17 protein-coding genes are annotated in these 22,703 nt (G+C 72.7%); 12 read left to right on the top strand and 5 right to left on the bottom strand.

Features of this window, described 5'->3' with window-relative positions; genetic code table 11:
* Positions 1-954: 954 nt before the first annotated feature.
* Positions 955-2,451: a S1 family peptidase gene (locus QA802_RS38390; protein ID WP_334532917.1), complete on the top strand. Its 1,497-nt coding sequence runs from the start codon at positions 955-957 to the stop codon at positions 2,449-2,451.
* 135 nt (positions 2,452-2,586) lie between these two features.
* Here the strand turns inward: QA802_RS38390 and QA802_RS38395 are convergent, their stop codons facing one another.
* A complete protein-coding gene (locus QA802_RS38395) occupies positions 2,587-4,737 on the bottom strand; it encodes a SpoIIE family protein phosphatase (RefSeq protein WP_334535163.1) in 2,151 nt (716 codons plus the stop codon).
* Positions 4,738-4,971: 234 nt separating this feature from the next.
* On the opposite strand from QA802_RS38395, the gene QA802_RS38400 reads away from it, so the two are divergent.
* The 3 genes from QA802_RS38400 to QA802_RS38410 all read left to right on the top strand — a co-directional run bounded on the left by QA802_RS38400 (position 4,972) and on the right by QA802_RS38410 (position 8,110).
* Complete coding sequence (locus tag QA802_RS38400) at positions 4,972-7,422, top strand: SpoIIE family protein phosphatase (protein ID WP_334532919.1); 2,451 nt, start codon at positions 4,972-4,974, stop codon at positions 7,420-7,422.
* Positions 7,423-7,503: 81 nt separating this feature from the next.
* Positions 7,504-7,875 (top strand): DUF6479 family protein, encoded by a 372-nt coding sequence (locus tag QA802_RS38405; RefSeq protein WP_334532922.1) that lies wholly within the window; start codon positions 7,504-7,506, stop codon positions 7,873-7,875.
* A gap of 61 nt (positions 7,876-7,936) precedes the next feature.
* Positions 7,937-8,110, top strand: coding sequence for a hypothetical protein (locus QA802_RS38410; protein WP_334532925.1), 174 nt, complete (start codon positions 7,937-7,939; stop codon positions 8,108-8,110).
* A gap of 413 nt (positions 8,111-8,523) precedes the next feature.
* Here the strand turns inward: QA802_RS38410 and QA802_RS38415 are convergent, their stop codons facing one another.
* Positions 8,524-10,464, bottom strand: coding sequence for a glycosyltransferase family 2 protein (locus QA802_RS38415; protein WP_334532928.1), 1,941 nt, complete (start codon positions 10,462-10,464; stop codon positions 8,524-8,526).
* A 194-nt stretch (positions 10,465-10,658) separates the two neighbouring features.
* On the opposite strand from QA802_RS38415, the gene QA802_RS38420 reads away from it, so the two are divergent.
* Entirely contained in the window at positions 10,659-11,159 is a 501-nt protein-coding gene (locus QA802_RS38420; RefSeq protein WP_334532931.1) for a metallophosphoesterase family protein, read from the top strand.
* A 270-nt stretch (positions 11,160-11,429) separates the two neighbouring features.
* On the opposite strand, the gene QA802_RS38425 is transcribed toward QA802_RS38420, so the two are convergent.
* Positions 11,430-12,578, bottom strand: a complete 1,149-nt coding sequence (locus QA802_RS38425; protein WP_334532934.1) for an XdhC family protein — start codon at positions 12,576-12,578, stop codon at positions 11,430-11,432.
* A gap of 339 nt (positions 12,579-12,917) precedes the next feature.
* Between QA802_RS38425 and QA802_RS38430 the strand changes: the two genes are divergently transcribed.
* On the top strand, positions 12,918-14,789 hold the full coding sequence (locus tag QA802_RS38430) for a cellulase family glycosylhydrolase (RefSeq protein WP_334532937.1): 1,872 nt from the start codon (positions 12,918-12,920) through the stop codon (positions 14,787-14,789).
* 68 nt (positions 14,790-14,857) lie between these two features.
* Here the strand turns inward: QA802_RS38430 and QA802_RS38435 are convergent, their stop codons facing one another.
* Entirely contained in the window at positions 14,858-16,141 is a 1,284-nt protein-coding gene (locus QA802_RS38435; protein ID WP_334532940.1) for a YncE family protein, read from the bottom strand.
* Positions 16,142-16,330: 189 nt separating this feature from the next.
* Between QA802_RS38435 and QA802_RS38440 the strand changes: the two genes are divergently transcribed.
* Both QA802_RS38440 and QA802_RS38445 read left to right on the top strand, forming a co-directional pair.
* Positions 16,331-17,005, top strand: coding sequence for a TetR/AcrR family transcriptional regulator (locus QA802_RS38440; protein WP_319171972.1), 675 nt, complete (start codon positions 16,331-16,333; stop codon positions 17,003-17,005).
* Between the two features lie 273 nt (positions 17,006-17,278).
* Positions 17,279-19,237, top strand: a complete 1,959-nt coding sequence (locus tag QA802_RS38445; RefSeq protein WP_334532947.1) for an RICIN domain-containing protein — start codon at positions 17,279-17,281, stop codon at positions 19,235-19,237.
* Positions 19,238-19,542: 305 nt separating this feature from the next.
* Here QA802_RS38445 and QA802_RS38450 read toward each other — a convergent pair whose 3' ends face one another.
* Positions 19,543-19,908: a nuclear transport factor 2 family protein gene (locus QA802_RS38450; RefSeq protein ID WP_319171975.1), complete on the bottom strand. Its 366-nt coding sequence runs from the start codon at positions 19,906-19,908 to the stop codon at positions 19,543-19,545.
* 169 nt (positions 19,909-20,077) lie between these two features.
* On the opposite strand from QA802_RS38450, the gene QA802_RS38455 reads away from it, so the two are divergent.
* From QA802_RS38455 to QA802_RS38470, 4 genes are all read left to right on the top strand, one after another.
* Positions 20,078-20,365: a hypothetical protein gene (locus tag QA802_RS38455; protein ID WP_334532950.1), complete on the top strand. Its 288-nt coding sequence runs from the start codon at positions 20,078-20,080 to the stop codon at positions 20,363-20,365.
* 175 nt (positions 20,366-20,540) lie between these two features.
* The gene (locus QA802_RS38460) at positions 20,541-21,626 is read left to right on the top strand and encodes an S-(hydroxymethyl)mycothiol dehydrogenase (RefSeq protein WP_334532953.1); all 1,086 of its coding nucleotides are present in this window, start codon (positions 20,541-20,543) and stop codon (positions 21,624-21,626) included.
* The gene (locus tag QA802_RS38465) at positions 21,626-22,255 is read left to right on the top strand and encodes an MBL fold metallo-hydrolase (RefSeq protein WP_334532956.1); all 630 of its coding nucleotides are present in this window, start codon (positions 21,626-21,628) and stop codon (positions 22,253-22,255) included. Before QA802_RS38460 ends, QA802_RS38465 begins: the two co-directional genes overlap by 1 nt.
* A 47-nt stretch (positions 22,256-22,302) precedes the next feature.
* Complete coding sequence (locus QA802_RS38470; RefSeq protein ID WP_334532958.1) at positions 22,303-22,677, top strand: DUF4180 domain-containing protein; 375 nt, start codon at positions 22,303-22,305, stop codon at positions 22,675-22,677.
* Positions 22,678-22,703 lie beyond the last annotated feature (26 nt).

Below are 22,703 nucleotides of genomic sequence, written 5' to 3' on the forward strand. Positions count from 1 at the left end.
CACATGGGTGTTCATCAGGGGGGAGCGGCCCCCTCTGAGGGACAGACGACGGCCGCGAACGCCGGCGCCGGGCCCCCGTCTCCGGGGACCGCGGCGGCCTGCGGTGCGTTGGACTAAAGCAGGTCCACGGCTCGGACATCCAATCAATCACCGCTCTCACCTGGGCACTTGCGTCACAGGAGCGTCAAACCGTGCAGGCTCGGCCACGCCTTGGAGCCGACTTCTTCACACCTCGGACGGGGTGCGCTCGGATGAGCGTTTCGCACCCTCGCGGCGAATCCGACACTCCGGCCCCAATGGACCGGGTGGAGCCGCCGAGATGTGCAGAACCCGCCCCGACGGTGACTCGCTTGGGCGTGCGCTGTGCAGATTTCCTGAAGCGGGGATTCCGCATCCACTTCTCGACGGAGAGTCGCCGGGCGACTACGGAAAGCCCGGTCGTCGGCGAGGCATCGGAATCGGCCACAGCGCGCGGATCCGGCCGACGTCCCGCAGCGCCTGACGCGCCGTCGGTCACCGGATCGCACCGCCCGGCCGGCCTCCCCGAAGGCCGCCGCCCCGATCGTCGGCCCCCGGCACGCGGCAACCGTGACGCCCGCCGCCGCGGCGCCCCGAAGTCCGGCACGCGCCGTTGACCAGTGCGGAAGCGGAACGGGTCGGTCCCTGTCCGGGGCCGGGACGGGCGGAACCGCGGCGAGTGCCGAGGGCGTGAACCCGCCGGAAAGGATCTTGTCGGCTTCGGCGGTCGTCATCGCCATATGGGCGATTGCTCCCCGACCCGCCGGACCGGACCCGGGTCATGGCCGATTCAGCGTTTCGCAAAGGAAGTTGGCAATCGCGATTGAACGCCCGGCGTGACGGCTGCGTACCCATGGCCAACCAGGCGCCGCTCTACGGATGTACGCAGCTGCCGACACGGCAGCCAGACCCCGTCCCCCCAGGAGGTCGAGTTTTTTGAGTCACAAGCGAGTTACGAAGCGCAAGGCCATCATCGCAGCAGGCGGTGTCGCGGCGCTCGGAGCAGCGGCCATCCTGCTGCCGCAGGCCAACGCCTCCCAGGACGGCGGCGCAGGCAATGCCGCCTCGGTGAAGACCCTGAAGGCGGGCGACGCCTCGGGACTCGCGTCCCAGCTCGAGAAGCTGCTCGGTGACGCCTTCGCCGGCGCCTACTACGACGACGCCGGCAAGCAGCTGGTCGTCAACGTCGTGAACGTCTCCGGCGACAAGAACAACGTGGTCGTGCAGGCCGAGAAGGCGGGCGCCAAGGTCCGCGAGGTGGAGAACAGCACGGCCGAACTCGAGGCGGCCGCGAAGACGCTGAAGACGAAGGCGACGGTCCCGGGCACCTCCTGGGCCGTCGACCCCAGGACGAACAAGATCCTCGTCACCGCCGACTCCACCGTCACCGGCAAGAAGTGGGACCGGGTCGAGTCCACCGTGCAGACACTCGGCTCGGGCATGGCGACCATCAGGAAGTCGGCCGGCACCCTCAAGCCCCTCGTCTCCGGCGGAGACGCGATATTCGGCGGCGGGGCGCGCTGCTCCCTCGGCTTCAACGTGACGGCGGGCGACGGCTCCCCGGCGTTCCTGACCGCCGGTCACTGCGGCGTCGCGGCCGAGCAGTGGGCCGACTCCGAGAACGGCGAGCCGATCGCCACCGTCGACCAGGCGACCTTCCCGGGCGACGGCGACTTCGCGCTTGTGAAGTACGACGACCCGAACACCCAGGCCCCCAGCGACGTCAACACCGGTCAGCAGAAGGTCGCGATCAGCCAGGCGGCCGAGGCGACCGTCGGCACGCAGGTCTTCCGGATGGGCAGCACCACCGGCCTCAAGGACGGTCAGGTGCTCGGCCTCGACGCCACGGTCAACTACCCCGAGGGCACCGTCACCGGCCTCATCCAGACCGACGTCTGCGCCGAGCCCGGCGACAGCGGCGGCTCGCTCTTCACCCAGGACGGACAGGCGATCGGTCTGACGTCGGGCGGCAGCGGTGACTGCACGGTCGGCGGCGAGACCTTCTTCCAGCCGGTGACCACCGCCCTGGCGGCGGTCGGCGCGACGCTCGGTGACGGCGGCGCAGGTGCCGGCGGCGCGGGTGCGGGCGCCGGTGCGGTGGACGAGAACGGTGACGGCATCGACGACAACACCGGTGAGGCCATCCAGGGCGGCGGCGGCGCGGGTGCCGGTGCCGGTGCGGTGGACGAGAACGGTGACGGCATCGACGACAACACCGGTGAGGCCATCCAGGGCGGCGGCGGCGCGGGTGCGGGCGCCGGTGCGGTGGACGAGAACGGTGACGGCATCGACGACAACACCGGTGAGGCCATCCAGGGCGGCGACCAGAACCAGAACGGCGGCCAGCAGAACGGCGGCAAGCAGAACGGCCGCCAGAACCAGAACCAGAACGACGACGGCCAGGACGGCTCGGGCGTGACCGAGTCGCACTGACCACAGCGACACCGCAACACCGCAACACCGCAACACCGCGGCCCAGCGACACCGCGTCATCCGAACGGTCCGGTCCTCCAGTGAGGGCCGGACCGTTCGCGTCCGCCCCCGGTGACGGATCCTCCCCGGTCCCCCTCAGCCGTCCTCGCGGGCCCGCAACAGCAGCAGGGCCACGTCGTCGATCCGGTCCTCGGCCTCCGCGTAGCGCCCCACCAGCTCGTCCGCCAGTTGCTCCAGCGGACGGTCCCCGTGCTCGGCGAGCCGCCGTCCCAGCTCGGCCACCGCGTCCTCGATGTCCACGCCGGGCTTCTCGATGAGCCCGTCCGTGTAGAGGGCGAGGACACAGCCGGGGGAGAGCTCCACCTCCGTCGTCGGGTACGTCGCCGAGGCGTCGATGCCCAGCAGCGGCCCGCCCGCCAGGTCCAGGACCCGGACACGGCCGTCCGCCCGGCGCAGCAGCGGCGGGGGATGGCCGGCCCGGGCCATCACCGCCCGGCCGCCGGCCGGGTCGAGCCGCAGGTACAGACAGCTCGCCAGCAGTTCGGAGCCGAGGTCGATCAGCAGCCGGTTGGTGCTGCGCATGACCTCCGCCGGCCCCTGGCCCACCGTCGTGTAGGCCCGGACGGCGGTGCGCAGCTGCCCCATCAGACCGGCCGCCGTCACGTTGTGCCCCTGCACGTCGCCGATCACGGCCGCGGCGAGCGGCGGCGAGGGCACCAGGTCGTAGAAGTCCCCGCCGATCTCCATGCCCCGCGTGGCGGGCAGATAGCGGGCGGTCGCCTCGACGCCGGCCAGCCGCGGCAGGGAGGGCGGCAGCAGCGCCGCCTGCAGTCCGTGCGCCAGCCGGTGCTTGGTGTCGTACAGCAGGGCACGGTCCAGGGCCTGCGCGATCAGCCCGGCCAGGCTGGACAGCACCGCGCGCTCATGGGTGGAGAACGGGTGCGGCTCGGCGTAGGCCAGCACACAGGCGCCCACCGGGCGGCCGGAGGCGATCAACGGCAGGTAGGCCCACGAGCCGAAGCCGTCGGGGGGGCCGGGCCGGGCCGGGTACAGGTGCTGCAACTGCTGCGGGGAGTCGAAGAACGCCGGCACGCTGTGGGAGACGGCGCGCGCCCCCGGCGTCGGAGCGGTCAGCGGCATCCCGTCGAACTGTTCCACCGCCCCAGGGTCGGGATAACCGTGGTGCCCGAGCACATGCAGCCGGCCGGCCCGCGCGCCCAGCAGCGCCAGCGCCCGGCTGCCCACCGCGGGCGCGATCTCGTCCGCGACCATCCCCACCACGTCCTGCACGCTCACCGTCTCGGTGAGCGCCCCGGCCAGGCTCAGCGCCTGCGACATCGACACCAGCCGGGTCGGCGCGTCCCCGGAGCGGGCCTCGGACGGCCCCATCTGCGACACGGACCTGGCCCGGCTGATCCGCACGCTGATGCCGGTGGTGCTCGGATACAGCCGGAACGACAGCCACTCGGAGGGCGGGCGCAGCGCGACGAAGGAGGTGGCGTCCTGGCCGATCAGCGCGGCCCGGTAGCGCTCCTCGTACATCGGGTCGTTGAGCCACGGCACGGCCGCCCACAACTGCGAGCCCAGCAGCCCGCTCACCGGTACGCCGAGCATCTCGGCCGCGGAGCCGTTCGCGAACCCCACCCGCCCGGACAGATCCAGCGAGCACATCCCGTACGGCAGCCGGGCCACCATCCGCGCCGCCTCCACCGTGCCCAGCGTGTCGGAGACGCCGCCCAGCGGTCCTGCGTTCAGCACATCGGCCTCGGTCCGCACCGCGCGGTGGTGCGCCGCCGCGCGCTCCAGTCGCAGCGCGAGCCGCTCGCAGGCCGACGTCAGCTCCTGCCGCTCCCGTTCGGACAGCTCCGGCGGGTGGGATCCGGGCCAGGTGACGAAGACCGCGCCGTACGCCCGGGTCGCGGTCGCCACCGGCAGCGCGGCCAGGGCGAAAGGGTACGGCAGGACGACCGCGATGCGCGGATACCGGCGGGCCATCTCCTCCTCGCCGCCCACCCACACCAGCCGGCGTTCGCGCACCGCTTCGGCGACCGGGATCGGCGCGCTCAGCCCGACGCGCTCCCAGGGCGCGGCGAAGGACCGGGGCAGCCCCGCCATCACCGCCATCTCCAGGACCGTCCCGTCACCGGGCCGCAGGTACACGGCGCCGGAGTGCGCGCCGACGGCGTCCATCATCGAGGTCAGCGCGAGGGAGAGCAGCGGGCGGCCGTCGGACGCCCAGTCGGCCGCCGGCGCCTGGCCGGACGTCTGCTCGGGCACGGCGACCACCTCCTCGCCCGGCGTCGCGCGGGTGTCCGGCTCCAAATCTGCCCTCTGACGGCGCGACGCGCACGGCGAACGGTCCCGCCGGGAGATCACCGCCCCGTACCCCGCCGAGCCGGACCCATGCCCTCGCGGGGGCAGCACGCGACGGCGTACGACTGTCCCCGGGTGCGCCCTCGTGGGGTCCGCGAATCGGTCCAGGGGCTGCGCGCGGCCCTCAATAGCGCTGTAATTGCGGACGTGGTCAGTGAGGGTGCCGCGGAGCGCAGAACGGGACCCCTGCGCGTCGAGACGGCCCTCAGGACCGTCACCGCCGATCCCGTCTCGCCCCACCGCGTGCGCCGCACCCTCGAACTGGCGCTCGTCTTCGCCGGTGCGGCCCTCGCCGCCGTCTACACGCCCGAACCGGAGGCCGGTCTGCTCTGCCTGGCCGAGTCGGCGGGCGTGCCGAGGACCCTGTACGGACTGCGCGAGAGCTATCCCCTCGACGGCGGCTCGCCGGCCGCGGACGCCCACCGCACCGGGCGGCCGGTCTGGCTCCGCCCGCAGGAGGTCGCCGAGGGCGCGGAAGCGCGGCGGATGCCCGCCCGAGACGTCCACCTGGCGGCGCTGCCCGTCCGGGACGGCGCGGGCGGCTGTCTGCTCGCCGTCAGCGAGCGTCCCGGCGGTTTCGACGCCGAGGACCGCGCCTGCCTGGAACTGGTCGCCGACGCCGTCGCCCTGCCCGCCCCGACCGCCCGCGCCGCGGGCGAGGAGCTCCTCGCGGGCGGCTTCAGCCTGGCCATGGACACCGGACGGGTCGAGGTGGGCGACGCGATCCTGGAGCTGTTCGCGATGGACCGGGCCGAGTTCGACGGCCGGGTGGAGACGCTGCTCGGGCTCACCGTCCCCGAGGACCTGCCCTCGCTGATGTCCGTCGTCGAGGCCGACCACATGTCGATCGGCGACCGCGAGCTGGAGTTCCGGGTGCTCCAGCCCACCGGGCCGCCGAAATGGCTCCGGCTCAACGGCCGGCTGCTGCCCGGCGGCGACGGCCGCCCCGCCCGGCTGGAGGGCACCGTCGCCGACGCCTCCACGCTGCGCGCCGAGATCACCGACGTCGCCCGCGTCCAGCGCCTGGCCGCCGCGCTCGCCACCGCCGGCACGGTCCGCGACGTCAGCCAGGCCGTTGTCGCCGCGCTGCGGGGGCCGCTGCGGGCCGACCGGATCGCCCTCGCCGAGCTGGAGAACGAGCGCCTCGTGGTCACCGTCCTCGATCCGCCCGAACCCGGCTCCTGGCCCGAGCTGTGGCAGCTGGAGTGGCGCGGCGAATGGCCCGACGCGCCCGTGCGCGCCATGCCCACGCTCGCCGCCGCGCTGCGCGAGGGCCGGGCCCGGATCTGGCCCGCCGGCACCGCCCTGGAACCGGCCCTCGCCGAGGTCGGCCCCGGCGGCCTGGCCGTCCTGCCGCTGTCCGCCGGCGGCCGGACGGCCGGCGCCTGTCTCATCGGCTGGGACGAGCCGCACCACTTCGGCCCCGACGAGCGCGCCCTGCTCACCGCCTCCGCCGGCCTCGCCGGACAGGCCCTGATGCGCGCCCACGCCTTCGACGCCGAGCATGAGCTCGTCGGCATGCTCCAGCGCCAGCTGCTCCCGCGCCGGCTGCCCGACCTTCCCGGAGGGTTCGCGGTCGCCCGCTACCTGCCCGCGACAGCGGGCCTGGAGGTCGGCGGCGACTGGTACGACGTGATCCCGATGCCCGACCACCACGTCGCCCTCGTCATCGGCGACGTCCAGGGCCACAGCGCGGCCGCCGCCACCCTCATGGGTCAGATGCGCACGGCCCTGCGCGCCTACGCGGCCGAGGGCCACCCGCCGGACGTGGTGGTCTCGCACGCCAACCGGCTGCTGATGGAGCTGGAGACCGACCTCTTCGTGACCTGCTGCTACGTCGAGGTCGACATGGAGGACGGCACCGCCTGGTGCGTACGGGCCGGGCACCCGCCGCCCGTCCTGCGCCACCCGGACGGCCCGGCCGAGGTCGCCGACGCGGACGGCGGCCCGCCCCTCGGGGTCCTGACGCAGGCCGAGTTCCCGATGACGTCGCTGCGGCTCACGCCGGGGGCTGTCCTCGCCCTCACCACGGACGGTCTCGTGGAGTCCGCCGACCTCGACATCGGGGCCGGCCTGGACCGCCTCGCCCGCGAACTGTCCGCCGCCGACCCCGCCCAGCTGGGCCTCGTCGCCGACGCACTGCTCGACGGCGCCCACCGCGGCGACGACATCGCCCTGCTCCTGCTGCGCTACGACGGCATGGCCGTCAAACCCCGGCGCGAGGGCTGGACGGTGTGGCGGGTGCCCGAGGCGGCCCGGCACGCCCGCCGCTTCACCCGCCGCAGCCTGCGGGCCTGGGGCGTCGCCGACACCGCCATGGACGCGGTGCTGCTCGTCGTCTCCGAGCTCGTCACCAACGCGCTGGTGCACACCGACGGGCCGGTCCGTCTCGACCTGACCCTCATCGACCGCCGGCTCCGTGCCGCCGTCACCGACGCCTCGCCCCGCACGCCCGTCAAACCGACCGACCCCGGCTGGGAGGCCACCGGGGGGCGCGGCATCCTCCTGGTGGAGGCCGTGTCCGACACCTGGGGGACGGTGCCGGTCAGCGGCGGCAAACAGGTCTGGAGCGAGCTGCTGCTGCAGGAGCAGCGCTGAACAGCCGGACGGCCACGTGTCCGGACCCACGTGTCCGGGGCGGCGACGTGTCCGGGGCGGCGGGTAGGGTACCCGCCGCTCATGGACACCTTCGCCTCCGCATTCCTCGCGGCATCCGGAAGGTCCGCACTGGCCTCCGTAGCGTTCATCGTCGTCGGGCTCGTCCTGGTCGGCGGGCTGATCTTCGCTTTCCGGCTCGGGTTCAAGATCCGCAGCCAGGAGCCCGCACCGCCGCAGCCGCACGAACAGCCCCGGATGCCCGCGTCGGGCCCGACCCACGAGAGCCGTTCGCGTGAACCCAACGAGATGCCCCGTGCGGCCGACGGCGAGCGCCTGACCCCGCACGAGCTGCGGCCCACCGGCAGCCGGGACAGCGGCGGCGGCGGCAGGCTGCGCTGGGACGAGGGCACGGGCGGCTCGTCGTTCGGCAGCGGCGGCCCAGGCGCGCGCTGACCGGCTCTCGGGGGCGATCGTGCCCTTCGGGGCGACCGTGACAGAAGGGTGATGAACCGTCGTGACCTCGCAGCTCGAGGACAAACCCGTGATCCGCCGGCCCGAGACGGGCTGGGCCCGGGCGCGCCGCACACGTCGCGGCTCCGCCGCACCGCGCACCTGCCTGCCGGCGGTGGCCGCGCCCGGCACGCCGCCGTCCGGCCCGGAGGGGAACATCGTCCGAGGCGACGACTGACCGCCGACCGTCGCGCAGGACCCACATCGCCGGCCACCGGCCCGTCCGTACGACCGCGTCGTCGGTCACCGGCCTGTTCCGTACGACCGCGTCGTCGGTCACCGGCCCGCGCGTCGCTCACCGGCCGTCGCGGACGGCCCGGTTTGCCGGCCGCCGGCCGCCCGCCGTTCCGTACGGCCCGCGCCGTCGGCCAGGGGGTTCCTGACCGCCGTCGGCCGTGGCGACGGCCCGCCCGCGGATCCGAGCCGTCGCGCTCGCCTTCGCACAACCTCGAGCCGCCCCACATCGGCGACGTCGGCGTGCCCTCCTCTCCGGGAGGCCCCCGGGCGGAACCGAGACCCTCCGGACCACCACCGTCGGGCCCCACAGGAGGGGGCTCCGAGCTCGGGTGCCTGCCTCCTGGGGGCGCGCCGTCACTTCCCGCGTACGGTCAGCCGGCCGAGGGCCCGGTATGCGGCCCGGCGCGCCCGGCGGGCGGTGCGGCGCAGGCCGCCGGGCTGCGGGGCCGGCACCACGAGGACGCCGTCCGGCCCCACATGCAGGGCGAAGGGCAGCGGATGGAACCGTGCCCCGTCCGCGTCCGGCGTCAGGCACACCGTCGTGAGCCAGGTCCGGCCCCCCAGATCGCCCACCGGCAGGACGGCGTCGAGCCGACCGCCCGGAGCGAGCGTCCCGAAGATCTCGTGGGAGCTCCCCGACTTCGCCTCCGTCAGCCGCAGCAGCACCGCGGCGGCCTCGGGCACGTGGAGCGGCAGGATCACATGGAACCGCTCCCCGCGGTCCCCGCCGAGGGTGACGTCACCGGCCGCCACCCGGCCCAGGCCCAGCCGCTCGCTCGCGTGGCCGACGTCCAGCGCCAGGCCGGCGTGCCGGTCGGTCCAGTAGGGCAGCACCACCCGGTCCGCGACGACCCCCGCGGGCGGGGCGGGGCTGCCGTGCCGAGGCGCGGGACCCAGCCGATGCTCCTTCGTCCAGCCGCCGAGACCCACCCTCACCCACACGTCCCACAGGCCCTCGGGGGGCGGACTGCCGCTGACCGCGGTGGCGGGATCGACGACGGCCGTGCCGTGCAGCACCAGACGGACCCGGTTCCCGTCGGCGGACGCGATCCGCTCCCGCTCCGTCCGCACCGGCTGGAAGTACCGCGCCGCGCCGCCCCGCTCCCGCAGCAGCAGGTCCGGCGAGGCCCGGTCGAAGCGTTCCGCGGTGTCCAGGCCGAGCCAGCGCACCGCCTCGGCGACGTCCCGCGGCGGCCACTGCGGACGGTCCCCGGCGGCGGGGAAGGCCATCGGCCCGCCGTCGTGCGTCAGCTCCGCCGCGAAGACGATCCGCAGCAGCCCGCCCCGCCACTCGACGTCCCGCGGCTCGACGGCGAGCCCGACGCCCGCCTCCCACCGCGCGAACGCGACGACGTCGTCGTAACGCCCGTCCGCCACCAGCGCCGCCACCACCCGCTGGGTGGGCTGCAGCGCCGCCGCCACGCCCGGCCCGAACCGTTCGACGACGAGTGTGCGGATCTCCTCGAACAGCTCCCGGCGGTAGTCCTCGGGCAGGTCCAGAAAGCGCGTCCCGCGCAGCCGCTCGACCATCTCCACCCGCAGCCAGCGCCGGAACAGCCGGTCGCGCAGGGGGCCAGGCTCGGTGTACCGCTCGACGACGTCGAGCGCCTCGCGGAGATTCTTGAAGTAGCCGACCGGGTCGAACCGCTGGAGGCTCACGTTCGCGGCATCGTCGCGCCGGACGTGGTAGTAGCAGACGTAGTCGCTGAGCACGGAGACGTTGTCCGCGCGCAGATACGCCTCGATGACGAAGACGTGGTCCTCGAGGCGGCGGCGCCCCTCGGGGAAACGCAGACCGGTGCGGTCCAGGAACGCCCGCCGGACCATCTTGTGCGGGGTGAGACTGTCGATGAGCGGCGCGTTCTCGACCGTGGCGCGCGGGCGGTTCGTGCGGAACAGCTCCACCGGCACGGCGCCCCCCTTGCCGGCCATCCTGCCGACGACGATGTCCGCGTCGTTGGCGACGCCGTAGTCGTACATCCGCTCCAGGGCCTCGGCGCCGAGCTGGTCGTCGGCGTCCACGAACATCACGTACTCGCCCCGGGCGGCCTCGATGCCGACGTTGCGCGGCTTGCCGGGCCAGCCGGAGTTCTCCTGGTGGACGACACGGACCCGGGGGTCCTCCGCGGCGAGCGCGTCGAGGAGCGCCGGGGTGGCGTCGGTGCAGCCGTCGTCGACGAAGACGATCTCGTAGGCGTCCGGCGGGAGCGACTGCCCGAGCAGCGAGGCGACGCAGTCCTCGATGTAGCGGCCGGGGTCGTAGACCGGGACGATGACGCTGACCTTGATCGGCATCGGGCTCCTGGCCCCCTCGTCGGATCGCCCGACGTGCGGACACGTGCGGACGGCGTGCGGACGGCGGGTGGACGGCGGGTGGGCGGTGTGCGGACGGCGGGCGCCCGGCGGGTGCGTGCAGCCCGATGCTAACCCCGCCGCCGTCGCCCCACCTGTCCTGATTCATCCCGATCCGGATTCTGTACGCTGACGCTGTGCGCCTGCTGCTGATGTCCGACACCCACCTGCCCAAGCGCGCCAGGGCGCTCCCCGCCCCGCTGCTCGACGCGATCCCGGAGGCGGACCTGGTCGTCCACGCGGGCGACTGGGTCGACGCGGCCACCCTCGACCTGCTGGAGAGCCGCAGCCGCCGGCTGCTCGCCGTGTACGGCAACAACGACGGGCCCGAGCTGCGCGCCCGGTTGCCCGAGGTCGCCCGCGCCGAACTGGGCGGACTGCGGTTCGGCGTGATCCATGAGACGGGTGCGGCCCAGGGGCGGGAGGCGCGCTGCGCGGCCCGCTTCCCCGACCTGGACGTCCTGGTCTTCGGTCACAGCCACATTCCCTGGGACACCGTGGCGCCCGGCGGCCTGCGCCTGCTCAACCCGGGCTCCCCGACGGACCGCCGACGGCAGCCGTACTGCACCTACCTGACGGCCACCGCCGCGGGCGGGCGGCTCACGGACGTCGCCTTGCACCGGCTGCCGCCGCGCTGAGCGTGCTCGCGCACGCGGCGGGGGAGCGGAGGGCGGTGAGCACGGGGCGGGGGAGCGCGGGGTGGGACGGACGAACCGGGCCGCTTCCGGCCGATGAGGTCGGAGGCGGCCCGGAACTTGCGAGTGTGCGTTGCGTCAAAGGGGCCTCCTTCCACCGTGAGACGACGGGGGACATGCATGCGTGTCCGTTATGGACGCGTACCCCGTGCCGAGCCTCCCTACACACCGCCGGTCCGGTGATTCCGCCGGACGCCTCGCGCGCCGGCCGGACTATCCGGCGGGCGGGGCCGTACCGTCGGCCGGTGGGCGGATCGCGTCGGTCGTCGGCGGGTGGATCGCACCGGTCGTCGCCGTCAGCGGGGCGCCGCTGCCGCCCCACCGCAGCGCGACGATCTCGGCCGCCACCGACACGGCGACCTCCTCGGGCGTACGGGCTCCCAGGTCAAGCCCCACCGGCGAGCGCAGCCGGGACAGCTCGGCGTCGGTGACCCCGGCCTCCAGCAGCAGCGCACGGCGTTCGTCGTGGGTGCGGCGGCTGCCCATGGCTCCGATGTACGCGGCAGGCCGGCGCAGGGCCGCCGCCAGCAGCGGCACGTCGAACTTCGGGTCGTGGGTGAGCACGCAGATCACCGTGCGCCCGTCGGTCCGCGTGCCGTCGAGGTACCGGTGCGGCCAGTCCACGACCACGTCGACGCCCGACGGGAAGCGTGTAGGCGTGGCGAAGGCCGGACGGGCGTCGCAGACGGTGACCCGGTAGCCGAGGAAGTCGCCGATGCGGGCCACGGCGGCGGCGTAGTCGATCGCGCCGAAGACCAGCATGCGGGGCGGCGGGGCGAAAGACTGCAGGAACACCGAGACGGCGCCCTCCCGCCGTCGGCCGTCCGGGCCGTAGTGCCGCAGCCCGGTGGCGCCCCGCGCCAGTTCTCCGCGCGCGTCGGCGGTGACGGCCGCGTCCAGTCCCCCGGAGCCCAGCGTGCCGGCGGTCCGGTCCGGCCAGACGGCGAGCACGGCCCCGAGGGGTGCGGGGCCGTCGGCGACCGTGGCCACGGTCACCGGTTCGCCCGCGGCGACCGTCCGGGCGACCGCCCCGAACGACGGGTCGAGGTCCGGTGTCACCGGACGCACCAGCAGGGTGAGCTCTCCGCCGCAGGTCAGCCCCACCGCGAAGGCGTCGTCGTCGCTGTATCCGAAGGTCGCGGGCCGGGCCGTCCCGTCCGCGAGGACCTCCTGGGTCAGTTCGCACACCGCGCTCTCCACGCAGCCCCCGGACACACTGCCCACGACCTCGCCGCCCGGGCCCACCGCCATGGCGGCGCCCGGACCGCGCGGCGCGCTGCCGCGGACGGCGACCACGGTCGCGAGCCCGAACGGCGCACCGGCCTCGTACCACCCGTTCAGCACCGGGAGAATTTCACGCACGGTTGCACGGTAATCCGTCGCCGCCGCGCCTGCCGGGCGTCTCGGCCGCGCCTGCCGCGCCTGCCGCGCCTGCCGGGCGCCCTGTGCCCGCTGTGCCCGCTGTGCCCGTCGTGCCCCCTGTGCCCGTGTCGTGCCCGCGCGCTGATCCACCCCGGTGCTATCCGGTGCTCCCTGGTCTGGTCCTCCCGAGCGCCTCCGCACGGACGGTAAACCGCCGAACCGGCGGGAGTACCTGGTGCGCATGGCCGACAGGGTGGCCAACTGGGTTGACTGTGCAGGAACTTACTCGGGGGTCAGAAGGTATTGACGGTGTACGGAAATCACCGGACTGTAGTGGACATGCCGAATATCCGGGCTCGTCTGCTCGCTGTTCTGGTGGTCCTCTGCGGACTCTGCGGCTTCCTGACGGCGGCGGGCGCCTCGCCCGCTGCCGCGGACGCCACGCTTCCCGGCTCGCTCCCCTTCGACGGCACGGCGCTCACCGTGTCGAACGGCCGCTTCGTCGACGGCAACGGCCGCGAGGTCGTGCTGCGCGGTTACAACGTCTCCGGCGAGACCAAGCTCGACGAGAACAAGGGCCTGCCCTTCGCCTCCGTCGCCGACGCCAGGAAGTCGGCGAACGCGCTGCGCGCCCTCGGCGGCGGCAACTCCATCCGCTTCCTGCTCTCCTGGGCCTACGCCGAGCCCGTGCGCGGTCAGGTCGACACCGGCTACCTCGCCGCTGCCACCGAGCAGATACGCGCTTTCCTCGACGCCGGCATCCGCGTCTACCCCGACTTCCACCAGGACCTCTACTCCCGCCACCTGTTCAACCAGGGCAGCTGGTACACCGGTGACGGCGCCCCCAAGTGGGCGGTGGACCTGGGCGGTTACCCCGCCGAGTCCTGCGGCATCTGCTTCTTCTGGGGCCAGAACATCACCCAGAACGGGGCGGTGAAGGCCGCCCAGTACGACTTCTGGCACAACGCCCACGGCGTCCAGGACAACTTCCTCGCCACCGCTCAGCAGACCATGGCGTACGTCAAGCAGCACCTGAGCGCCGAGGAGTTCGCCGGCGTCCTCGGCTTGGACCCCTACAACGAGCCCTACGCCGGGACCTACGACTCCGGCCAGACCAGCCGCACCTGGGAACGCGACCTCCTGTGGCCCTTCTACGTGAAGTTCCGGGCCCGGATGGACGCGGCGGGCTGGCAGGACAAGCCCGCCTTCGTCGAGCCGAACATGTTCTGGAACGGCAACATCGACTCCCAGCGGCAGGAGGGCGGACTCCTCGACGTGGGCACGCTCGGCTCCCGTTACGTCTTCAACACCCACTTCTACGACCAGAAGGCCATCTCCGGCATCCTGATGTGGGGCAAGGCGGCGGACGGCCAGTACGTCACCGACTTCGGCACCGTCCGCGACCGGGCCGCGGCGACCGGGACCACGGCGATCGTCAGCGAGTTCGGCCATCCGCTGGCCGGCAACGTCTCCGACAAGGCGCCGACCGTCCTCAAGGCCATGTACCAGGCCCTCGACTCCCGGGTGAAGGGCGCCAGTTGGTGGACCACCCCGGCCGCCTCCGGCCCGGTCCTCTCCGGCAGCCAGTGGCAGTGGGACATCTACTGGGGCCGCCACCACGAGCTGATGAACGGCAACCCCGACAAGGTGCTCACCGGCGGCGACGCCTGGAACGACGAGGACCTGTCGGCCGTGCGCCTCGACGACGCCGGCAACGCCACGCTCCGGCAGGACGCGCGGCTCCTCGACCGGGTCTACCCGAGCGCCACCTCCGGCACGACCGTCGCCTTCACCTACGAGGACCGCTCCCGCGACGGCTCCACCACCCTCACCTGGAACCCGGTCCCCGCCTCCCTGCCCACCACGAAGCAGCTCGTCGGCTCCGGCCAGTACGCGCTGCTCGTGTGGCGCTCGACAGGCGGCGAGGCCCCCACTGAAATGCACCTGCCCGCCTCCTTCCCGACCGCCACGACCACCGTCGTCTCCGACCTCGGCGCCGTGTACGGGCCCCCCGCGTACACGGCCGGCACGAAGATCGCGGCGGCCGTCGAACCGGGCGGCACGGGCAGCCGGCGCCTGCTGCTCAGCACGTCCGACTCGGGCACGGTGCACTACGCACTGGTCACCAACGGGGCGAGCGCGCCGTCCGCGACCCAGCTGGCCGCGGCCCGCACCGAACTGTCGACGTGGGTGGCCCAGAAGGCGGGCTAGCAAGACCGGCACGACGAAGGGGTGGGCGGCGGTCACCGTCACCCACCCCTGGTACCGGGACGCCCCCGTCAGCTGCCGGTGCCGGTCCAGCCCGCCGCCACATGGCCGAGCCGGACCCGCTGCGGATGGTCGCCCACGGGAACCGACACGACCTTCTGTCCGGTGGCGAAGTCGATCGCGGTCACCTGGTCGGAGCCGCTCTCGGAGATCACGCAGTCCTTGCCGTCGCCGCTGACCGTGGCCCAGTAGGGCTTGGAGGCGGTGACCAGCGGGCCCTCCTCGAGGGTGGCGCGGTTGACGACCGTCGCGTAGTCGTCCATGGTGCCCGCGACGCACAGCTTGCTGCCGTCCGGACTCATCGACAGGCCGTGGTGGCGCGAGTCGTTGACGTACGAGCTGCGTTCGTCGCTGGTCGCGGGGTTCTTCGGCAGGGTCTTCGTCCGGGTGATCTTGTCCGTGGCGAGGTCGTACTCGAAGAAGCCGTTGAAGAACGACACCTGGAAGTACAGCTTGGACTCGTCCGGAGAGAATACCGCGGGGCGCACGGCGTCCGAGTAGTCCTTGAGGCCGATCGCGTCCAGCCGCTGCCGCATGTCGATGATCTTGACCTGCTGGTACGTGTTCGCGTCGACGACGGTGATGCGCCGGTCGCCCTTCGTGAAGTCCTGCCACGGGGCGTCCTGGGACGTGTTCACGTCGCCGATCGCCATGTTGTAGATGTACTTGCCGTCCTTGGTGAAGATGTTCTCGTGCGGCTTGTCGCCGGTCTTGAACGAACCCACCTGCTTGCCGGTGGCGATGTCCAACACGTGCACGGTGTTCGAGATCGACGCGGAGACCGCCACCCGCTTGCCGTCGGGGGAGACGGCCATGTGGTCGGAGCGGTAACCCGACACCGGGAAACGCCAGTTGATGTTCCCGGTGGACAGGTCGATGGAGACGACGTCGGCGAAGCTCGGCCGGGAGACGACCACCGAGGCGCCGTCCGGCGTGGTGTACATGTCGTCGACGAACTGGTCGTGCCCCTCGCCGACGCCGTTGCGGATGGCCATGAAGTAGATCCACTTGATCAGGTCGCCGTTGATCTCCTTCATCCGGGCGTCCTTGTCGGGGATCACGTTGATGCGGCCGATCTTCGCGTAGTCGCCGCTGGACTTGATGACGTCCGCCGTGCCCTCCCAGTTGTTGCCGACGAAGAGCACCTCGCGCAGTGCGGCGGCGGCCCGGGAGTCCGCGGAGGTCGAGGAGTCCGAAGCGGCCGAGGCGGCGGTCGCGACGGCGGCGGGGGCGGTGACGGTCAGGGCGACGGCGGCGGCGATGGAGCAAAGGTGCCTGGATCGGAAGGCAGGCATGGCTGCTCTCTCCTCTGGGGGGCGGAAGGTCAGGGGCAGGGGTGTGAAGGCGGGTGAACCCCGCCGGAAAACTGAACACGGGCCCGTTCAGAATGTGCTTACTGGAAAGTAAGGAAGGGGTGGCCTTCGCCACAAGAGTCGTACACGACAAAATTGAACGTGGAGGACACCGAGAGACGAGGGAGGGTCATGGCGGGCAGACTCAAGGCGCCGACCGGCCGCTACGGCGGCAAGTCCGCCGAGCAGCGGCAGGCCGAGCGACGCGACAGGTTCCTGGACGCGGCGCTGCGGCTGTTCGGGGGCGCGCCCGGCTACCGGGGCACCACCGTCGCCTCGCTCAGCGAGGCGGCCGGCCTGTCGACCCGCCAGTTCTACGAGGAGTTCCGCACCCTCGAGGACGTCCTGGCGGAGCTGCACCTCCAGGTGAACGCCTGGGCCGAGGAGGCGGTCGTGGCCGCCGCCGTCGCCGCCGAGGGCAGACCGCTCGCCGAACGTGCCACCGCGATCTTCCGCGCCTACGCCGCCAACGTCACCTCCGACCCCTGCCGTATCCGGATCACCTTCGTCGAGATCGTCGGCGTCAGTCCCCGTCTGGACGAGCAGCGGCTGGCCCGCCGGGCCCGCTGGATCGACCTGATCTGCGCCGAGGCGACGGCGGCCGCCGTCCGTGGCGAGGGCGCCCCGCGTGACTACCGCCTCGCGGCCACGGCGTTCATCGGCAGCGTCAACGGCCTTCTGCACGACTGGAGCGCCGGCTGGGTGGACGCGACCCTGGACGAGGTGGTCGACGAACTGGTCCGGCAGCTGCTGTCCATACTGCGGCCGACGCAATGGGAGCCCGGCGGGCCCGGGAGTGAGCGGTAGGCGGCCACCTTTCGATGTGTCCGCCCGTCGTCCGGCCGCCCTTCGCCCCGTCCGCCCTCCGTCCGGCCCACCTTTCGCCCTTCGTCGCGAGTCACCGGCCGTGGGTGAAGGACCGTGTGTTACGGCCGGTCCTCTCTTGAGAACGGTCACAAAACTTCTGTCGCAGCCGTTGACTTCACTCCCGGGGGGTTCTACTTTCGGCGCGCAATACGTTCGGTTTGCCGACCCGTATTCGATATATCGAACCTTGTCATCCGAAGGTGGAGCCGCCGTATGTTTCCCTCAACCCCCGAGTACCTCGCCCGGCGCGGGAGATCCGTCGCCGCGCGGGTGCTCGCCCTGCTGCTGACGGTCACCGCCGCGCTGCTGTTCGTCCAGCCCGGTGGCGCCCAGGCCGCGACCTCGCGTCAGATCGCCGTGCCGGCCGCCCCGATGGGCTGGGCCTCCTGGAACAGCTTCGCGGCCAAGATCGACTACAACGTCATCAAGCAGCAGGTCGACGCGTTCGTCGCCGCGGGCCTGCCGGCGGCCGGATACCAGTACATCAACATCGACGAGGGCTGGTGGCAGGGCACCCGTGACGGCGCGGGCAACATCACCGTGGACGAGTCGGAGTGGCCCGGCGGCATGAAGGCCATCGCCGACTACATCCACGGCAAGGGCCTCAAGGCCGGCATCTACACCGACGCCGGCAAGGACGGCTGCGGCTACTACTTCCCGACCGGCCGCCCCGCCGCCCCGGGCAGCGGCAGCGAAGGCCACTACGACCAGGACATGCTCCAGTTCTCCCGGTGGGGCTTCGACTTCGTGAAGGTCGACTGGTGCGGCGGCGACAAGGAGGGCCTCGACGCGAAGACGACGTACCAGGCCGTCAGCGACGCCATCGCGACGGCCACGGCGACGACCGGCCGTCCGATGACCCTGTCGCTGTGCAACTGGGGCCGGCAGAACCCGTGGAACTGGGCGCCGGGGCAGGGCGCGATGTGGCGGACCAACGACGACATCATCCTGTTCGGCAACAACCCGTCCATGACCAATCTGCTGACCAACTACGACCGCAACGTGCACCCCACCGCCCAGCACACCGGCTACTACAACGACGCGGACATGCTGATGGTCGGCATGAACGGCTTCACCGCCGCCCAGAACCGCACCCACATGAACCTGTGGGCCGTCTCCGGCGCACCGCTCCTCGCCGGCAACAACCTGGCCACCATGACGACGGAGACGGCGAACATCCTCAAGAACCCCGAGGTCATCGCCGTCGACCAGGACCCGCGCGGGCTGCAGGGCGTCAAGGTCGCCGAGGACGGCAGCGGGCTGCAGGTGTACGGCAAGGTCCTCGCCGGCAGCGGCAAGCGCGCCGTCGTCCTGCTCAACCGGACCTCCGCCGCCGCGAACATCACCGCCCGCTGGGCCGACCTGGGCCTGACCGGCGCCTCCGCGACCGTGCGCGACCCGTGGGCCCGCGCCGACCTCGGAGCGTTCGCCACCGGCTACACCGCGAACGTCCCGGCGGGCGGCTCGGTCATGCTCACCGTCAGCGGCGGCACCGAAGCGGCCGGCAGCACCTACACCGGCACGTCGAGCTTCTCCGGCGTGGTCGCCGGCAACACCGGCCTGAAGGTCGTCGACGTCGCCTACACCAACACCGCCGCCACCGCCCGCACCGCGACCCTCAAGGTCAACGGGCAGACCGCGACGACCGTCTCCTTCCCGCCGACGGGCTCCACGCAGGGCACGATCACCCTTCAGGTCGCCCTGTCGAAGGGCTCCGCCAACACCCTCGCCTTCACGGGCGCCCCGAGCCTCGCGGACATCACGGTCAGGCCCCTGCCCGGCGCGAACGGCAGCCTCGTCGTGGGCAAGCAGTCCGGCCGCTGCCTGGACATGTTCGACTCCACCATCTCCAACGGCACCCAAGCGGAGCTCTGGGACTGCAACGGCGGCTCCAACCAGGCCTGGACGTACACCTCCCGCAAGGAACTCGTGGTGTACGGCAACAAGTGCCTGGACGCCTACAACCACGGCACCGCCAACGGCACCAAGGTCGTGATCTGGGACTGCACCGGCCAGAACAACCAGAAGTGGAACGTCAACAGCGACGGCACCGTCACCAACGTCAACGCGGGCCTGTGCCTGGACGCGTACGGCGCGGCCACGGCCAACCGCACCCCGATCGTGCTGTGGTCGTGCGGCACCGGGGACAACCAGAAATGGACCCTGAACTGACGTGACGCACCAGGGGGCCTGACATGACGTCAGGCCCCCTGCTCACCGGCGCCGCCCGTGGTGTCGCGCGGGGCGCCGCCCGTGTCGTCGGCGGGCCGTGGCGGGCGCCGGTGAAGCCGGCGGCAGCGGACGCGGCCGGGCCGCGCCCAGCGCCGTCCGCAGCAGAGCGAAGGTCACCCGTCGGCCCACCGCGAAGACCGGCTCCGACAGCACGGGGCGGGCCGCCCGCGACCGGCCCGCCCCGGCCCGGACCGAAAAGGTCCAGGTCAACCGGGAGGTGACCTGGACCCCGGCGGTCTTCCTCCCTACTCGTCCCATGCCTGGATCATCGTCTGCTCGACGATCTTGCCGTCGCGCAGGGTGATCATCGACTCGGAGAGCACGCGCACGCCGTCGGCGTACCGGCAGGACTCGCTGTACGCGGCACGGTCGCCCTGGACGACGCACTCCTCCAGCTTGTGGGTCATGTCCCGGCTGTAGACGTCGTCGAGCAGCTGGGCGATCTCGTCCCGGCCGTGCAGCACACGAGGCTTGCTCGGCTGGGTGTTGTGGTCGACGAGCCGCAGTTCCGCGTCGTCGGCGTAGAGCGACAGAAGCGTCGCCGGGGTCTGTCCTTCCACGCCCCGGCGCAGCGTCTCGGTGGTGAATGCGGAGCCTGCCGCAGTGCCCATGGTGACCTCCTCGGAGGGCAGCGGCCGAGGGGAGAGGCGCCGCCGGGCCCTCACCTTCGAGGCTCCTCCGCCCGGCCGGGCTCGGCAAGCGCAGCCGCCCGCTCCACCCGTCGGGTGAGGGCGCCCGCCCGCCCGTGTCCGCCGGACCGGTCAGGGCGTTCCTGAGGGCATGATCTCCACTCGACGCATCGCCGCCATCGCCGTTCTCGCCGCCGGGGTCACGGGCCTCGCGGCGCCCATGGCGATCGCGGCCGACGCCCCCACCGCCGGCCGGATCAACCCGATGACCGCGCTGGACTCGCTCGCGACCTCCCAGATCCCGGCGGAGCACCGCTCCGAGCTCCCGCCCGTCTCCCGGCAGCTGGGCGAGCTCAACAAGGTGACCCGGCTCCAGCCGTTGAACGCACTGCACCAGGTCACCGACCTCGTCGCTCCCGTCACCGGACTGCTGGGCTGAGCACCGCGTCTCTCCCCGCGGGGGCCGTCCGGACGACCGGGCGGCCCCCGCACCCGTTCTCGCCGTTCCCGCCGTCCCGCCGTTCCGCCCGCTCCCGGCGCCCGTGCCCTGCGACGATCAGTCGAGCGTAGGGTCGGCACAGGGACGGACGACCGCCGAGGAAAGGGGCAGCTCCATGCCGCAGGAAGTACGCGCAGTGATCGCACCGGGCCGGGACGAGCCGGTGCGTGTGGAGACGATCGTGATCCCGGACCCGGGGCCGGGCGAGGCGGTGGTGCAGATCCAGGCCTGCGGGGTGTGTCACACCGACCTGCACTACAAGCAGGGCGGCATCAACGACGAGTTCCCGTTCCTGCTCGGGCACGAGGCGGCGGGCGTCGTCGAGTCGGTCGGCGAGGGCGTCACGGACGTCGCGCCGGGCGACTTCGTGATCCTGAACTGGCGGGCGGTGTGCGGCCAGTGCCGGGCCTGCCTGCGGGGCCGCCCGTGGTACTGCTTCGCCACGCACAACGCGACACAGCGGATGACCCTGCTGGACGGCAGGGAGCTGTCGCCGGCCCTCGGGATCGGCGCCTTCGCCGAGAAGACGCTGGTGGCGGCCGGCCAGTGCACCAAGGTGGACGCCTCGGTGTCGGCGTCCGTGGCGGGGCTGCTCGGCTGCGGGGTGATGGCGGGCATCGGCGCGGCGATCAACACCGGCAACGTCGGGCGCGGTGACAGCGTGGCCGTCATCGGATGCGGCGGGGTCGGCGACGCGGCGGTCGCCGGGTCGCGGCTGGCCGGCGCGGCGAGGATCATCGCGGTGGACATCGACGACCGCAAGCTGGCCAAGGCCCGTGAGATGGGCGCCACTCACACCGTGAACTCCAAGGAGACCGACCCGGTCGAGGCGATCCGGGAGCTGACCGGTGGCTTCGGCGCCGACGTCGTCATCGAGGCGGTCGGCCGCCCGGAGACGTACAAGCAGGCCTTCTACGCCCGCGACCTGGCCGGCACGGTCGTCCTCGTCGGCGTCCCCACCCCCGAGATGAAACTCGAACTCCCGCTGCTGGACGTGTTCGGCCGCGGCGGGGCGCTGAAGTCGTCCTGGTACGGCGACTGTCTGCCCTCGCGTGACTTCCCGATGCTGATCGACCTGCATCTGCAGGGCCGCCTGGACCTGGGCGCGTTCGTCACCGAGACCATCCGACTGGACGAGGTGGAGAAGGCGTTCGAGCGGATGCACCACGGTGACGTCCTGCGTTCGGTGGTGGTGCTGTGATGGCCGCGCGCATCGAACACCTCGTCACGTCCGGTCGGTTCAGCCTCGACGGCGGTACCTGGGACGTCGACAACAACGTGTGGATCGTCGGCGACGACCACGAGGCGATCGTCATCGACGCCGCACACGACGCCGACGCGATCCTCGCCGCGCTCGGCGGGCGGCGGCTGACGGGCATCGTGTGCACCCACGCCCACAACGACCACGTCTCCGCCGCGCCGGCCCTCGCCGACGCGACCGGCGCCACGATCTGGCTGCACCCCGACGACCTGCCGCTGTGGAAGCTCACCCACCCGGACCGCGAGCCGGACGCCCATCTGACCGACGGCCAGGTCATCGAGGCCGCCGGCGCCGACCTCACCGTGCTGCACACCCCCGGGCACGCACCCGGCGCGGTCTGCCTCCACGACCCGGGACTGGGCGTGCTGTTCACCGGCGACACCCTCTTCCAGGGCGGTCCCGGCGCCACCGGCCGTTCCTACTCCCACTTCCCGACGATCATCGCCTCCATCAGGGACCGGCTGCTCTCCCTCCCGCCCGAGACGAAGGTGCTGACCGGGCACGGCGACGCGACCACCATCGGCGCCGAGGCGCCCCACCTCCAGGAGTGGATCGCCCGGGGCCACTGACGCGAAAGGCCGGGCGCCGCCGCGCGGACGGCCGTACGCTCACGGTCATGACCGGCACCCTCCTGAACCTGCACGGCACCCGCGTCCTGCGGTGCGCCCCCGACGGCCCGCCGCTCGACGGGGAACGCGCCGCACTGGACCTGATCGGCGACGCGTACGGCCACGACGCCCAGCTCGTGGCCGTGCCCGCGGAACGGATCGGGGACGACTTCTTCCGGCTGCGGTCCGGGGTGGCCGGCGACGTCGTGCAGAAGTTCGTGAACTACCGGGTACGGCTGGCCGTCGTCGGAGACGTCTCGCGGCAGCTCGCTGAGAGCTCCGCGCTGCGGGACTTCGTGCGTGAGGCGAACCGCGGCAGCCAGCTGTGGTTCCTCGCGGACGACGGCGAACTGGACGACCGGCTGAAGCCGGCCGCCGGTTGAGCACGGGCACTGGTCGAACCCGGGCA

The organism is Streptomyces sp. B21-105 (genome assembly GCF_036898465.1).
Taxonomy (GTDB): domain Bacteria; phylum Actinomycetota; class Actinomycetes; order Streptomycetales; family Streptomycetaceae; genus Streptomyces.

What these genes read in the sequence shown, in the direction of transcription:
- QA802_RS38450 (WP_319171975.1), bottom strand. Translation starts at nt 19,908, where the DNA reads ATGGGCACTGCGGCAGGCTCCGCATTCACCACCGAGACGCTGCGCCGG.
- QA802_RS38440 (WP_319171972.1), top strand. Translation starts at nt 16,331, where the DNA reads ATGGCGGGCAGACTCAAGGCGCCGACCGGCCGCTACGGCGGCAAGTCC.
- QA802_RS38445 (WP_334532947.1), top strand. Translation starts at nt 17,279, where the DNA reads ATGTTTCCCTCAACCCCCGAGTACCTCGCCCGGCGCGGGAGATCCGTC.
- QA802_RS38435 (WP_334532940.1), bottom strand. Translation starts at nt 16,141, where the DNA reads ATGCCTGCCTTCCGATCCAGGCACCTTTGCTCCATCGCCGCCGCCGTC.
- QA802_RS38455 (WP_334532950.1), top strand. Translation starts at nt 20,078, where the DNA reads ATGATCTCCACTCGACGCATCGCCGCCATCGCCGTTCTCGCCGCCGGG.
- QA802_RS38415 (WP_334532928.1), bottom strand. Translation starts at nt 10,464, where the DNA reads ATGCCGATCAAGGTCAGCGTCATCGTCCCGGTCTACGACCCCGGCCGC.
- QA802_RS38470 (WP_334532958.1), top strand. Translation starts at nt 22,303, where the DNA reads ATGACCGGCACCCTCCTGAACCTGCACGGCACCCGCGTCCTGCGGTGC.
- QA802_RS38405 (WP_334532922.1), top strand. Translation starts at nt 7,504, where the DNA reads ATGGACACCTTCGCCTCCGCATTCCTCGCGGCATCCGGAAGGTCCGCA.
- QA802_RS38465 (WP_334532956.1), top strand. Translation starts at nt 21,626, where the DNA reads ATGGCCGCGCGCATCGAACACCTCGTCACGTCCGGTCGGTTCAGCCTC.
- QA802_RS38460 (WP_334532953.1), top strand. Translation starts at nt 20,541, where the DNA reads ATGCCGCAGGAAGTACGCGCAGTGATCGCACCGGGCCGGGACGAGCCG.
- QA802_RS38430 (WP_334532937.1), top strand. Translation starts at nt 12,918, where the DNA reads ATGCCGAATATCCGGGCTCGTCTGCTCGCTGTTCTGGTGGTCCTCTGC.